This window comes from Pseudochrobactrum asaccharolyticum (genome assembly GCF_003314995.1).
Classification (GTDB): domain Bacteria; phylum Pseudomonadota; class Alphaproteobacteria; order Rhizobiales; family Rhizobiaceae; genus Pseudochrobactrum; species Pseudochrobactrum asaccharolyticum.
In genome coordinates, this window is the sequence record NZ_QNRH01000001.1 from 122,891 (window position 1) to 136,124 (window position 13,234).

At 50.3% G+C, this 13,234-nt stretch carries 12 protein-coding genes and 1 tRNA gene; 6 read left to right on the plus strand and 7 right to left on the minus strand.

Annotated features, from left to right (window positions below; translation table 11 throughout):
• Nucleotides 1-51 precede the first annotated feature (51 nt).
• Nucleotides 52-128: transfer RNA gene (locus DFR47_RS00530), tRNA-His, on the plus strand.
• Between the two features lie 142 nt (nt 129-270).
• Here DFR47_RS00530 and xseA read toward each other — a convergent pair.
• The 4 genes from xseA to DFR47_RS00550 form a co-directional block, all read right to left on the minus strand.
• Nucleotides 271-1,866, minus strand: coding sequence for an exodeoxyribonuclease VII large subunit (xseA, locus tag DFR47_RS00535; protein ID WP_113942481.1), 1,596 nt, complete (start codon nt 1,864-1,866; stop codon nt 271-273).
• Nucleotides 1,867-1,968: 102 nt separating this feature from the next.
• Nucleotides 1,969-2,841 carry a LysR family transcriptional regulator gene (locus DFR47_RS00540; RefSeq protein ID WP_113942482.1) on the minus strand — a complete coding sequence of 291 codons (873 nt, stop codon included), beginning with the start codon at nt 2,839-2,841 and terminating at the stop codon, nt 1,969-1,971.
• 263 nt (nt 2,842-3,104) lie between these two features.
• Nucleotides 3,105-4,481 (minus strand): glutamate--cysteine ligase, encoded by a 1,377-nt coding sequence (locus tag DFR47_RS00545; protein ID WP_113942483.1) that lies wholly within the window; start codon nt 4,479-4,481, stop codon nt 3,105-3,107.
• Between the two features lie 191 nt (nt 4,482-4,672).
• Complete coding sequence (locus DFR47_RS00550; RefSeq protein WP_113942484.1) at nt 4,673-5,410, minus strand: 16S rRNA (uracil(1498)-N(3))-methyltransferase; 738 nt, start codon at nt 5,408-5,410, stop codon at nt 4,673-4,675.
• A gap of 433 nt (nt 5,411-5,843) precedes the next feature.
• Between DFR47_RS00550 and DFR47_RS21670 the strand changes: the two genes are divergently transcribed.
• Complete coding sequence (locus tag DFR47_RS21670) at nt 5,844-5,984, plus strand: hypothetical protein (RefSeq protein WP_170137411.1); 141 nt, start codon at nt 5,844-5,846, stop codon at nt 5,982-5,984.
• Nucleotides 5,985-6,081: 97 nt separating this feature from the next.
• Here the strand turns inward: DFR47_RS21670 and DFR47_RS00555 are convergent, their stop codons facing one another.
• From DFR47_RS00555 to DFR47_RS00565, 3 genes are all read right to left on the minus strand, one after another.
• A complete protein-coding gene (locus tag DFR47_RS00555) occupies nt 6,082-6,303 on the minus strand; it encodes a helix-turn-helix domain-containing protein (protein WP_113942485.1) in 222 nt (73 codons plus the stop codon).
• Nucleotides 6,304-6,800: 497 nt separating this feature from the next.
• Nucleotides 6,801-7,625, minus strand: coding sequence for an aldo/keto reductase (locus DFR47_RS00560; protein WP_113942486.1), 825 nt, complete (start codon nt 7,623-7,625; stop codon nt 6,801-6,803).
• Nucleotides 7,626-7,885: 260 nt separating this feature from the next.
• Nucleotides 7,886-8,722, minus strand: a complete 837-nt coding sequence (locus tag DFR47_RS00565) for a L,D-transpeptidase (RefSeq protein ID WP_113942487.1) — start codon at nt 8,720-8,722, stop codon at nt 7,886-7,888.
• A 302-nt stretch (nt 8,723-9,024) separates the two neighbouring features.
• On the opposite strand from DFR47_RS00565, the gene DFR47_RS00570 reads away from it, so the two are divergent.
• From DFR47_RS00570 to hisG, 4 genes are all read left to right on the plus strand, one after another.
• On the plus strand, nt 9,025-9,675 hold the full coding sequence (locus DFR47_RS00570) for a DNA-3-methyladenine glycosylase I (protein ID WP_113942488.1): 651 nt from the start codon (nt 9,025-9,027) through the stop codon (nt 9,673-9,675).
• 164 nt (nt 9,676-9,839) lie between these two features.
• Nucleotides 9,840-11,363, plus strand: a complete 1,524-nt coding sequence (hisS, locus tag DFR47_RS00575) for a histidine--tRNA ligase (RefSeq protein ID WP_113942489.1) — start codon at nt 9,840-9,842, stop codon at nt 11,361-11,363.
• A gap of 1 nt (nt 11,364) precedes the next feature.
• Nucleotides 11,365-12,507 (plus strand): ATP phosphoribosyltransferase regulatory subunit, encoded by a 1,143-nt coding sequence (locus DFR47_RS00580; protein ID WP_113942490.1) that lies wholly within the window; start codon nt 11,365-11,367, stop codon nt 12,505-12,507.
• Nucleotides 12,504-13,196, plus strand: coding sequence for an ATP phosphoribosyltransferase (gene hisG, locus DFR47_RS00585; RefSeq protein ID WP_113942491.1), 693 nt, complete (start codon nt 12,504-12,506; stop codon nt 13,194-13,196). The genes DFR47_RS00580 and hisG overlap by 4 nt, the downstream gene beginning before the upstream one ends.
• Nucleotides 13,197-13,234: the final 38 nt, after the last annotated feature.

The following is a 13,234-nucleotide window of genomic DNA, read 5'->3' on the forward strand; positions in this document are numbered from 1 at the left end:
CCGTATCTGACCCCTATCGGCGGTTTGATTGATTCACCGCCGGATTGGTACGCGGTCGTAGCTCAGTTGGTTAGAGCGCAGGATTGTGGCTCCTGAGGTCGGTGGTTCAACTCCACTCGACCGTACCATTCTCTCTTATCTCATAATAATATCGAATATTCTGTGGTTTCAGTTTTAATTCGCTGAAAACAATATGTTTTTTATGCTTTTACGCGCAGGAAGATGCGCGTGGTTCAGGCGCAGCTATTCTGGCTTGCTGTCGGGATGAGTCTAAAACAGCGTGCCCTGATTGTCAGCTTTAGGCTTTGAGGGTTTGCTTTTCTTTTTAACTGCCGGGGCTTGTACACTCGCGCCGGTAGCAATCGCAGAAATATCGCCATCCTGAAAGCGTACAGTCAGGTTTTCTCCGGAGTGTATTGCCGCTGCTGCCTTAACCGGCTGCCCCTGATCATTCATCACAATCGCAAATCCGCGCTTGAGAACACTGGTATGAGACAGAGTCTCCATCAGGCGCGATAATTCCTGACTGCGCGTACGATATTTCTCAAGCCTGTGGCGCATTGCCTGATCACTGCGCCTTTGCAAGGTGGCAAGATTGAGTGCCGTCTGATTTGTGCGGCGCAAAATCAGATCGCCATTCAGTCGTGCTGCAATCTGTTGCAGCAGATTACGGCTGTGGCGGGCCTTGAGTGACAGGCCTCTCGGCAGGCGCTGATTAAGCTGCTGTAATTGCAGCTTGCGCTCGCGGATCTGCTGATTGAGCAGGCGCGGGGAGAGGTGGCGCTTGAGGCCGTCAAAATGTGCACGTTTTTGCGCTGTTCCGGCTAGCAAGGCACGACCAAGCCGTGAGCTTGCCTCATCAAAGCGCCGTCTTGGCAGTGCGAGCAGTTGGTCTGTGGATGGCAGTGCCCGTTGTAATGCGCGGTAGGATTCGCGACGTCTGCCGATCAGGCGCGTCATGGCTGCGGCCAGCCGGGCGCCATGCGATGCAATATGTGCCTGCAAATCCGCTCGCACCGGCACAGCCATTTCTGCGGCACCGGTCGGAGTTGGTGCGCGTATATCTGCGGCCAGATCAATCAGTGTCCAGTCGGTCTCATGACCAACCGCCGAAATAACCGGAATATGGGAGTTCGCTACCGCTCTGACGACGCTTTCATCGTTAAAGCCCCAGAGGTCCTCCAGACTGCCGCCACCACGGGCAACAATAATGACATCAGGCTTTGGCAATCGGAGGCCGAAATAGTCCGAATTAAAGCCATTGACTGCGCGGGAGACTTCCTCACCTGTTGTCTCGCCTTGCACCCGCACCGGCCAGACCAGCACATGCAGCGGAAAGCGGTCGGTAATCCTGTGAATAATATCGCGGATAACCGCGCCGGTAGGCGAGGTTACAACACCAATGGTGCGCGGCATAAACGGCAAGAGCTGTTTGCGGTCAGCATCAAACAGACCTTCACGGCCAAGCCTTTGTTTGCGCTCCTCAAGCAAAGCCATCAAGGCGCCTGCACCGGCAGGTTCCATCTGCTCAATCACGATCTGATATTTGGATGAGCCCGGATAGGTTGTGAGCTTGCCGGTGGCAATCACCTCCATGCCTTCTTCAGGACGGAATTTAATCCGGCTCATGGAGCCGCGCCAGATCACTGCTTCGATGCGTGCGCGCTCATCCTTGAGTGCAAAATAAGCGTGGCCTGAAGAGTGGGGACCGCGATAGCCGGAGATTTCGCCACGCACGCGCACATGGCTGAACGTATCCTCAACGGTACGTTTCAGCGCGCCGGATATTTCCGAGACAGAATATTCCGCAACATTGGATGCGGTCCTTTCTGTCGGTTGTGCGGGCGAATCTGCAAAAAAACTCATTGCTCTATTGGCCATTTTATCGGCTTAACGGTCAAGCCACTTTGCCTTCAGATCGGGCAAAGGGGCAGCAATGCAAAAGATTTTTACCGGAAAGCAGTGTCGTTAATTTGAAATTCGTATCGTTTTCCGGAAGCTTGCTTTGATCGCTGCGGCAATCAGATCAATGGCAGGTGCATGAATGCCCTGAGCGCGAATAAGGGACAGCGAGCCGGAAGGCAGTTTCGGAAAGCCTTCTTCTTCAGTCAGGATACGCATACCGCTGCTAACCATATTTTCGGGCAGAATGGTAATGGCACTGCCTGAGCGCACAGCCATGACTATTGAGCGTGTCGAAGATGTGGAGAGCACGATACGATAATCCCGCTGTATCGTGTTGAGTGCATCGGTCAGGAGTTTGCGCCAGCTGCAATTAGGGCGGTTGAGAGCCAGCGGCAGGGCGGCTTGTTCATGCGGCGAGTTTTCGGCGGAGGTAACCCAGACGAAGCGGCTGGAATTCAGGACTTCCGAGCGTTTCTGTCCCGCAGGTTGCAAAATAAGTGCAAGATCAAGCAGGCCACGCCGGATATTATCAATCAGGGCATCTGTCGGTTCACACTGAATAATGGTCTCAATCGCCGGATAGTCCTGAAAGATCGGCTGCAGCGCATCTTCAACCATATGTTCGAGATATATATCCGGCAGCCCGACGCGGATATTGGCCTGTATCTTTTCCGTGCGGAACGAGGTTACCGTTTCATGATTCAGTTCCAGCAGACGACGCGCATAAGTCAGTAATTTTTCACCATGCGGTGTGAGCTGAAGTGTACGGCCGTCGCGGGTAAAAAGCGGGTTGCCGATACGCTCTTCAAGGCGCCGGATTTGCATGGAAATAGCAGACTGAGTTCTGAAGACACTATCGGCTGTTTTGGTGAAGCTTCCAGTTTCGGCAATCAGCAGAAAAGTACGCAACTGATCCAGGTCAAGAAGTGTCTGCATGCCATGCTCCGGTTGAACTTTGATAAATATATGAATTAACCCGATGAAGGTAAATGACTATATTGTATATATTTATATGTTTCTACTAGCTGAAATGTGCAATTAGCAAACAATAATGCGTCAATACTGATGCCTGAGTTGCTTCGTAGACCGATAAACATGGTGAAAACGAAAACGCTTCGCAACCTGAGGGTCGCGAAGCGCTCAATTATTCTAATTTTTCAAAACTGCTCTTATGATGCTGTCCGGCATCTCAGATACGATTATTTATAAGCATAGGCTTCAAAAACCGGCTCAACGGATTTGTTCCAGTCGCTGTTGAATTGCGACAGCATGGTTTCTGCCAATGGTTTGCCGGATTTCACAATGGCTTCCAATGGTTCCAGATAGATGCTTTCATCGCGGCCGGTTTCATCGGTCTGTTTGCGGTTTTTCAAACCCTGAACTGCAATCTCTACAGCCTGTGCAGCAATATCCGCGACTTTGCCCTTGCCGAATGGCGTAGCAAAGCCTTGAGCCGGAACTGCATTGCGCATAGCCGCAACTTGTTCGAAGCTCCAGTCCTTGGTCAAATCGAGCGCCGCATTCAATGCATCTTTGTCATAGAGCAGGCCGACCCAGAAAGCGGAAAGCGCTGCAATATGCTCCAGCGGGCCGCCGTCGGCGCCACGCATTTCGAGGAAGCGCTTGAGGCGAACTTCCGGAAACAGCGTGGAAATGTGGTTGGCCCAATCGCCCATATTTGGTTGTCCGGCGGTTGGGTGATCTTTCATTGCGCCGTTGAGGAACTGGCGGAATGTAATATGGGTGCAGTCAATATAATGCCCGTCGCGCATGATGAAATACATCGGCACATCAAGCGCCCAATCAACATAATCTGCAAAGCCGAAGCGTTCTGAGAATACGAACGGCAGCACACCGGCACGGCGGTTGTCCGTGTCGCGCCAGATATCCGAGCGCCATGATTGCAGGCCGTTCGCTTTGCCTTCCGTGAAAGGAGAGGAGGCAAACAGCGCGGTTGCAACAGACTGCAGCTTCATGCTGACCTGCATCTTATGGCGCATATCGGTTTCTGAGCCAAAATCCAGATTTACCTGAATAGTGGAGGTGCGATACATCATGTCCAGCCCTTGGCTGCCGACTTTCGGCATATAGGCTGTCATAATGGCATAGCGGGATTTCGGCATCACCGGTGTCTCGGCGCGTGTCCATTTCGGGCTGCCACCTATACCGAGAAAACGTATGCCCATCGGTGTGCTGATAGCCTGTACATCTTTGAGGTGCTGGCTCGCTTCCGCAAAAGTCTGATGGATGGTTTGCAGCGGTGCGCCGGACAGTTCAAACTGGCCGCCGGGCTCCAGAGAAATTGCGCCCTGGCCCTGCGGGCTGACGAGGCCGATCAGCTTGCCTTCGTCAATAATCGGATCCCAGCTTAGGCGCTGCTGCATCGCTTCCAGAATGGCGCGGATGCCCTGCGTGCCCTCATAGGGAACCGGACTATTATCTTTGGTGAAATAGGGGAATTTCTCATGTTCAGTGCCGATGCGCCACTGATCCTGCGGCTTACAGCCTTCTGCGAGATATTCAGCCAGTTCCTCAATGCCGGAAATGACTGTTTCGTCTGTTGTATCCCGAGCCATGCTCTGCATTACCCTATTTTGTAGTTGTCACTATTCATATATGTGATTGGCGTTTTTTTATCCAACACGCAAGCAGAATTATTTCTTACAATAATGAGATTAAGCGATGCGTCTTGTCCTGTTGCGAAGAACATGACGAAAAATACGCAATACCTGCAATTATTCGTGGTCGCGCTCTTTAAGAGGGCAACTTATTGCCAGTCGCCGATTGCTGCCTGAATGACGGCCATAGCCGCAACAGCTGCCGTATCTGCGCGCAAAATTCTGGGACCTAGTGGAATCACTGTAACAAAAGACTGCTGACGCAAATTCTTGCGCTCATCTTCTGAGAAGCCGCCTTCCGGACCAATAAAGACACCGGCTTGCTTGCCTTTTAGTGGTGCCAGAAGCGGTAGCGGATTGTTGCTCTCGGCAGCTTCATCACAGAAGATCAACGTGCGGGACGGATCCCACTGCTCAATAAATTTATCAAAGCGCAACGGTTCTCGGTATTCCGGCAAGGATAGAATTCCGCATTGCTCAGCGGCTTCACGCATATTGGCTTGCATGCGCTCACTGTTGAGCTTTGGCATCTGGCAATGCTGGGTGATAACCGGTTGTACAACGGATGCGCCCATCTCCACGGCTTTTTGGATGATATAGTCCATACGGCCGGTTTTGAGTGGCGCAAAACAGTAATGAAAATCTGATGGTGCCGGTTGCGGTCTGACCTGCGCGACAGGATGAAGTGTGGCGCGTTTTTTGCCGTTTTGCTCAATGCTGGCCAGCCATTCACCATCATTGCCGTTGAACAGCAAAATCTGATCACCATCACGCATGCGAAGGACATTAAGCAGATAATGTGCGGTATCAGCTGGCGCCTCGACGGGCTGATCCGGTTGTAATGGCAGGTCGGTAAGGAGTCTTTGCATTCTGTAATTTGCGCGCATCCGCAACGGATGGCAGAGAGGAGGGCGGTAGGTCAAGCGAAAAGCGGAGTAACGTGCCGGACTGTGTAAAACGGCTTTTGCTTCATGGCTCAGGTTATGTGGTTGGAGAGAGACTCACTGCGACTTCTGAGGATGAAATTTTGATATTTGAACGGCTCGGAGCAACGAACAGACCGAATATGGTTAACATTTGGTTTATCTAATATGATATTTATCGCATGATGATCCGGATTTCGTTGCGCTTCTGCCACAGCGGATAGCAAAGTGAATATTCTGCGTGTTTTTGGCTGATAACTGCAGCATGTTTTATTGCTGTTAACGACGCCTGCTTATATCTGGAAGCACCCTTTAAACTGTGCAGGTTCCGTTTCTGATATCAGCGCGATATCACGGTTCAGGCCGAAGATAGTCCGTTTCCGGGAGACTTGATTCCATGTCCGCAAAGAGCGCCACGCTCCTGACCGTCCTTATGTTGTCTGCAATCCTGTTTACCGGACTTGGTCTGCTTTCGGTTGAGACAGGCGACAGTGCTGTTGCCAGTGATGGCTATGGAATTTCTGAGTTCCACCAATAATCAGTTTTGATTAAGACCGGTCACGGATCCGGATAAGTTTGAAACAAAAAAGCCGCGTCAGCTGATCACTGCGCGGCTTTTGCGTTTAATGCATTTGTTAGTGAGGTGTGCTGACCTCATCGCGATATTCTAAAATATCGCCAGGCTGGCAATCCAGTACGCGGCAGATCTTTGCCAGTGTTTCGAAGCGGATACCGCGGACTTTGCCGGATTTCAGTAAAGAGACATTCGGCTCGGTAATGCCAATGTCAGCCGCAAGCTGGCGGGAGCGGATTTTTTTTCGTGCTAATACGACGTCAAGATTAACAACAATAGACATTTTTCACCTTAAAATTGAATAAAATATATTTATACTTGGCTTTATTTTATAAATTTAGATTTTATGGATTTTTCATCTCAATAAGCGGATGAATTATAATTATTTAAAAAGAGGGATGAATTCGTCCTTTCTCAAATGGAAATTTGTAACTCATCATATAAAAAAAGCCATAGATGGATACTGCAATAAAATGCAGGTAATAAAAAGCGGGATTAAATATTTGTAGAATAATATTGATTTTACAGTTAATTTATTATTATTGTTTATTTGATAATTTATAATGTTTTTTGATAAATATTTTAATAATAAGTATTGTTTAATTTTAAGTCAAATATTGTTTTATGTATTTGCAAATTTTGTTCGGTTTATATTTAATAATAAACACCCGCATGAGGCCATGCGGGTGAAACGTTGCAAACTTGATCTGATTTATAAATAATTTTGCTCATTATGCATGCCAGTACAGCGCAATGAGAGAAAATATAGATTGTCTTTATTCAGCCGAAAGTTGTCGGATCAGGACCGATGCGGCCATTCTGAGAGTCCAGCTTGTCAATTTCATCATGCTCAATGCCTAAGAGTTTGAAATCGGTGATTTCAAAATTTTCTTTGATACGGGCAGGGGTCGTGGATTTCGGAATGACGACATTGCCGATATCAAGATGCCAGCGCAAAATAATTTGTGCGACAGTCTTACCGTGATTATTGGCAATTTCTTGCAGAACCGGATTGTCGAGGAATTTACCTTGTCCCAATGGGCTCCACGCTTCAGTTGCAATATTATGCTGCTGGTGGAACTGGCGCAGATTGTCCTGCTGGAAATAAGGATGCAGCTCAATCTGGTTGATGGCTGGTACGACATCTGTCTCACGCAGAATGCGTTGCAGATCAGCTGTGCGGAAATTGGAGACGCCGATCGACTTCACACGGCCTTCTTCGCGCAGTTTAATGAGCGCACGCCATGTATCAATAAATTGATCCTTATTCGGCATCGGCCAGTGAATGAGATAAAGATCAAAATAATCAGTGCCCAGCAGTTCGGCTGAAGTGTCAAAGGCCTTCAGTGTTGCATCATAACCCTGATCATCATTCCACACTTTTGTTGTGAGGAAGATATCTTTGCGCGCAATGCCGGATTCACGGATTGCCTGACCAACTCCGCGTTCATTTTTGTAGATTGCAGCGGTATCAATGTGACGATAGCCGGTTTCAAGTGCGGTCGAAACGCTTGAGACGGCTTCATCATCGGTGATACGCCATACACCGAAACCCAGTTGCGGAATGGAGTTGCCGTCGTTCAGTTTGATCGCAGCTACGGTCATGTCCTTATTCCTTTTCTGTTTTTGCGCCGGTTTTGCTATGCCCTTTGTTGAGCCCCTTATTGAGATTGTCCGGCGAAGCACTTTGCAGAATGTAATCTAGAATCGGTTCTTACTGTTTTTGCAAGACCGGCTTATGTCAAAAACGATAAATTATTCGGGAATTTAATCTGTTGTCTCATGGACGCTGTGGCAGATGCACAATGCAAAAAGCCCCGCACCATTCTCATGATGCAGGGCTTTGGTCTTAAATAACGCGGCTTTTAGAGGACTACCACTTTTGTGCCGACAGGGATACGCTCATAGAGTTCTTCCACGTCCTGATTGCGCATACGGATGCAGCCGGAGGAAACGGCTTTGCCAATCGTTGACGGGGCATTTGTCCCATGAATGCGGTATAGTGTATTGCCAAGATAGAGTGCGCGAGCACCGAGCGGATTGGCGAGGCCGCCTTCCATTCTGGTTGGTAAAATGCGGCCTTTTTTGCGCTCGCGGGCAATCATTTCTTTCGGCGGATGCCATGTCGGCCATTCAGCTTTGCGGCTCACGGTCTCTGTGCCTTTCCAGCTGAAACCTTCCTTGCCAACACCGACACCATAACGGCGGGCTTTGCCATTATCGCCGACGAGATATAAAAACTTGTTCTTTGTATCGATGATAATCGTGCCGGTTTTATGTTTGGTTGTATAATCCACTTCCTGCGGCAGGTAGATCGGGTTCATGCCGCCTGCTGCCTTTGCAGGATTTTGTGGTGCAGTTGCGCTGGCGCGGATGAATGAGCCTTGTTGAGCAACTGTATTTTGGCGCAGGGTTTTATCCTGCTTTTTGCGGGTTTGTTGCCCGTTTGCGCTTCGTTGCGGTGTTGTTGCGCGCTGCTGTGGCCGGTTGTTATTCTGGTAAATGCGCGGCGCAGTCGGCGCAAGCTGACCGGTAGAGCGCTGCGGTTGCAATTGTGTAACCCAGGGAGCGCTCAGGTCAGGGCTGAGAACGAGCGGTGGCGGCGTGGCATAACGGTCATTGGCAAAAGCACCGCCCGCTGAAATAGCGGACAGGGCAAAAGCAGCAATGGATGCGATCAGCAGCAGATGACGTGGTTTCATCAGACCGTCCTGTATTGAAGTTATGCCTTAAACTGCGATGCTTTATACGACAGTTCGGGCATTGAGATTCCTTTGCCCTGACTGTGACCTCTGACCCTTTTGAAAAAGTGAATCGATGACGGTATCTTTCAGAAATGCCGTGAAAACTTTCTCTTGTGGTTATCAGCAGGTAAACATTTTTCACGGCGTTTGATGACTGCTGCTATTCACAGGATGAAACATATGTTCTTTTTTTGTTCCAAGTCAAATGAAATATGTTATAGAAAGATTCATTGTCAAAGCGCTGAGCGTATGGGTGAAATATGACGCACGAGATACCGGTTCTGGAGGCAGGGCTGCATTGGGGTGATGACGGTAAAGTGCGTTGCGGCTGGCATGGCGGCTTGCCGGATTATCAGCATTATCACGATACGGAATGGGGCTTTCCCGTTGAGAATGACCGCCGCCTTTTTGAGAAAATCTGTCTGGAGGGGTTTCAGTCCGGTCTGTCATGGCTCACGATCTTGAGGAAGCGTGAAAATTTCCGCAATGCTTTTGCTGATTTTGACTACCACAAAATGGTTTTGTTTAGCGATGAAGATGTCGAGCGTCTGATGCAGGATAAAGGCATTGTGCGCCACCGCGGTAAAATCAAATCGGCTATTAATAATGCAGGCCGTGCTATTGATCTGATCAATGAGAAGGGCTCGCTGGCCGCTTATTTCTGGAGTTTTGAGCCGCAATCCAAAGACAGGCCGGCAAGGTTTGATTTGGCTGCCTATAAAGATAATCCTTTCACGGAAATTTCCACCCGTATCAGTAAAGATCTGAAGAAACGCGGCTGGTCATTTGTCGGGCCGACAACCGTCTATGCTTTCATGCAGGCGATGGGGCTGGTCAATGATCATCTGGAAGGTTGCTATTGCCGTCCTGTGATTGAGCGTCTGCGTCAGGACTTTGTCCGCCCTAAATGATCGATAACAGCTGCAACTGCACCAACAGAAATGTTTTAAGCGGTGTTTGTGCGCTGATCTTGCTCTTGCCGCACGCAAACTGATCAGTTAGGAAACATACGCGCCTTACAAGGATATCAAGGCACTTAATCTTTAAGATAACTCAAGTTTAGCGGATCAGGATCATGGCAAATAAAGCGGAGAAGATGAAAGCGCGGTTGCCGCGCGGCTTTGTGGACCGTGAGCCTCATGATCTGCGTGCAGCTGAGAAAATGCTCGCGACTATTCGCGAGGTTTATGAGCGTTATGGTTTTGATCCGATTGAAACACCGCTCGTTGAATATACTGATGCTTTGGGCAAGTTTTTGCCGGATTTGGATCGTCCGAATGAAGGCGTGTTCTCGCTACAGGATGATGACGAACAATGGCTGTCATTGCGTTATGATCTGACAGCGCCGCTGGCGCGTCACGTGGCTGAGAATTTCAATGAAATTCAGCTGCCTTTCCGCACCTATCGTAATGGCTGGGTGTTCCGTAACGAAAAGCCGGGTCCTGGCCGTTTCCGTCAGTTCATGCAGTTTGATGCCGATACTGTCGGTGCGCCCGGCGTGTCTGCCGATGCGGAAATGTGCATGATGGCAGCAGATACGCTGGAACGTCTCGGCATTCAGCGCGGCGACTATATGATCCGCGTCAATAACCGTAAGGTCCTTGATGGCGTATTGGAAGCGATTGGTCTGGCCGGTGATGATAATGCCGGACGTCGTCTGAATGTTTTGCGCGCCATCGACAAGCTCGACAAATTTGGTGCAGAAGGCGTGAAGCTGCTGCTCGGGGAAGGCCGTCGCGATGAATCCGGCGACTTCACGAAAGGCGCAGGTCTGGATGCTGCGGCGATTGCCAAAGTGCTCGACTTTACCGCTGCCGGTGCTGAAGACGGACAGCAGACCATCACGAACCTGCGTGCCGTTGTTGAAGGCAATGCGCGCGGTATGGAGGGCGTTGAAGAACTCGCTCAGATGCAGACTTTGTTTGATGCCGGTGGTTATGCCGGTCGCGTCAAAATTGATCCGTCTGTTGTGCGTGGTCTCGAATATTATACCGGCCCTGTTTATGAAGCCGAACTGCAGTTCGACGTCACCAATGAAAAAGGCGAGAAAGTCGTTTTCGGTTCCGTTGGTGGCGGTGGCCGCTACGATGGTCTGGTGTCGCGCTTCCGTGGTCAGCCGGTTCCGGCAACAGGTTTCTCAATCGGCGTTTCCCGTCTGATGACGGCACTGAAAAACCTTGGCAAACTCGGCACAGAAGAAACGCTGGCGCCTGTTGTTATTACTGTTATGGACGGTGATGCTGAGAGCCTCGGTCATTATCAGAAATTCACGCAGGATCTGCGCGATGCCGGTATCCGTGCCGAGATGTATCAGGGCAACTGGAAGAAATTCGGTAATCAGCTGAAATATGCAGATCGTCGCAATGCACCGCTGGCAATTATTCAGGGTGGTGATGAGCGCGCCAATGGCGAAGTTCAGATCAAAGACCTGATTGAAGGCAAGCGTCTTTCCGGTGAGATCGAAAGCAATGAGGAGTGGCGTGCCAGCCGTCCGGCGCAGGTCACTGTGAAAGAGGCTGATCTGGTTGCAGAAGTGAAGCGTATTCTCAGCCAGCAGGCTGAAGATCGCTTGCAGGAACAAAGCAGACAGGCACAGTAATATGAGCACGCGTCAAACAGCAGATATAGCCGCTGATCTGGCGGCTTATTTTGCAACTACCTCGAGTGAGGCCGTTAATATTCCGATCCTGCAGCCTGCCGATCCGTTTCTGGATATGGCAGGGGAGGATTTGCGCAGCCGGATTTTCCTGACAGAAAATGAAAACGGTGACAGCCTGTGCCTGCGTCCGGAATTTACGATTCCGGTTTGTCGCAATCATATTGCGCTGAACGCCGCAACGCCAAAGCGTTACTCCTATGTTGGCGAGGTTTTCCGCCAGCGTCGTGAAGGCGGTACCAGCTTCCATCAGGCCGGTATTGAAGACCTTGGCGGCGATAATGAACCGGCCTCCGATGCACGCTCTTTGAGTGATGCTCTGAATGCTGTGCGTCAGGCAGCAGCAAATGCATCGTTTCAGGTATTGCTCGGTGATCAGTCAGTTTTTGAGGCGGTGCTGGCATCGCTTGGCCTGCCACGCGGCTGGCAGAAAAAGCTGGCGCGCACTTTTGGTAATGCTGCTCAGCTGGAACTTGCTTTGCAGGATCTGGCATCGCCGCGCACCGGCAATAACGTACCGGAATCTTTGCGCCAGTTGGTCAATGAGCAGAATGAAGAAGCGCTGACTGCAGCGCTGACACAGGAAATGCAGGCGGCAGGGATTTCACCTGTTGCCGGTCGCACGCCTGCGGAAATTGCACGGCGTTTGATGGAAAAGCAATTGCTGGCAGCCGTACAGCTGGCAGATCGTGTGCTGACGGCGCTGAAAACATTCCTGTCCATTCGCGTGCCACTGGAGCAGGCAACTGCACAGCTGACGGAATTTGCTTCGCAGAACGGGCTTAATCTTGGTTCCGCATTGCAGGGCTTTGGCAAGCGTGTTGAAGAAATGCGTGCTGCTGGCGTTGATCTCAGTATCATTACTTATGATGCCGGCTTTGGCCGTCCGCTCGATTACTATACCGGTCTTGTTTATGAGATTACCAGCAGCGATGCCGATTGCGGCGTGATCGTCGGTGGCGGACGTTACGACCGATTGCTGACAATGCTGGGCGCTAAAGAGCGTATTTCCGGTGTTGGTTTCTCAGTCTGGCTGGATCGTTTGCAAAAATGTGCAGATGCCACACGGACAGGAGCACAGTCATGACCATTACACTGGCACTGCCTTCTAAAGGACGTCTCAAAGAACAAACTATTGCAGTGATGGCTAAGGCCGGACTGAATGTTGTGTTGCCGGAAGATGATCGCAATTACCGCGCGACAATTGAAGGCGTGGATGATGTGGACATTCTGTTCCTGTCGGCATCTGAAATCGCGCGTGAGCTTGGTTATGGTTCCGTTGATCTTGGCGTGACGGGTGAAGATCTGATCCGTGAAACATTGGCGCAAGCCGATGAAAAGGTGCAGATTGAAACGCAGCTTGGTTTTGGTCATGCGGATGTGATCGTCGCTGTGCCGGAAGTCTGGCATGATGTTTCGACAATGGCTGATCTGGATGATGTAGCGGCAGATTTCCGCCAACGTCATGGTCGCCGTTTACGGATTGCCACCAAATATTGGCGGTTGACGCAGCAGTTTTTCTCGCAGAAGCACGGTATTCAGGTTTATCGCATTGTCGAAAGCTTGGGTGCAACTGAGGGGGCACCGGCTGCCGGTTCCGCAGATATTATCGTGGATATTACTTCGACCGGTTCAACGCTGCGCGCTAATAAACTGAAGATTCTTGATGACGGTATTATGCTGAAGTCGCAGGCTTGTCTGGTCTCGGCGCGCCGTAGTCTGGATAATCCGCGAGTGACGGAAATTATCAGCCGTATTCGTAACAGTCTGAAATAATAAGCATATTAAAGCCTGAAGAAGAAAAGGCCGCAATT

Excerpts from the sequence above, each read along its gene's own strand:
- DFR47_RS00550 (WP_113942484.1), bottom strand. The coding sequence starts at position 5,410 with ATGCGCGCAAATTACAGAATGCAAAGACTCCTTACCGACCTGCCATTA.
- DFR47_RS00555 (WP_113942485.1), bottom strand. The coding sequence starts at position 6,303 with ATGTCTATTGTTGTTAATCTTGACGTCGTATTAGCACGAAAAAAAATC.
- DFR47_RS00540 (WP_113942482.1), bottom strand. The coding sequence starts at position 2,841 with ATGCAGACACTTCTTGACCTGGATCAGTTGCGTACTTTTCTGCTGATT.
- DFR47_RS21670 (WP_170137411.1), top strand. The coding sequence starts at position 5,844 with ATGTCCGCAAAGAGCGCCACGCTCCTGACCGTCCTTATGTTGTCTGCA.
- DFR47_RS00580 (WP_113942490.1), top strand. The coding sequence starts at position 11,365 with ATGAGCACGCGTCAAACAGCAGATATAGCCGCTGATCTGGCGGCTTAT.
- xseA (WP_113942481.1), bottom strand. The coding sequence starts at position 1,866 with ATGAGTTTTTTTGCAGATTCGCCCGCACAACCGACAGAAAGGACCGCA.
- hisS (WP_113942489.1), top strand. The coding sequence starts at position 9,840 with ATGGCAAATAAAGCGGAGAAGATGAAAGCGCGGTTGCCGCGCGGCTTT.
- DFR47_RS00565 (WP_113942487.1), bottom strand. The coding sequence starts at position 8,722 with ATGAAACCACGTCATCTGCTGCTGATCGCATCCATTGCTGCTTTTGCC.
- hisG (WP_113942491.1), top strand. The coding sequence starts at position 12,504 with ATGACCATTACACTGGCACTGCCTTCTAAAGGACGTCTCAAAGAACAA.
- DFR47_RS00545 (WP_113942483.1), bottom strand. The coding sequence starts at position 4,481 with ATGGCTCGGGATACAACAGACGAAACAGTCATTTCCGGCATTGAGGAA.
- DFR47_RS00560 (WP_113942486.1), bottom strand. The coding sequence starts at position 7,625 with ATGACCGTAGCTGCGATCAAACTGAACGACGGCAACTCCATTCCGCAA.
- DFR47_RS00570 (WP_113942488.1), top strand. The coding sequence starts at position 9,025 with ATGACGCACGAGATACCGGTTCTGGAGGCAGGGCTGCATTGGGGTGAT.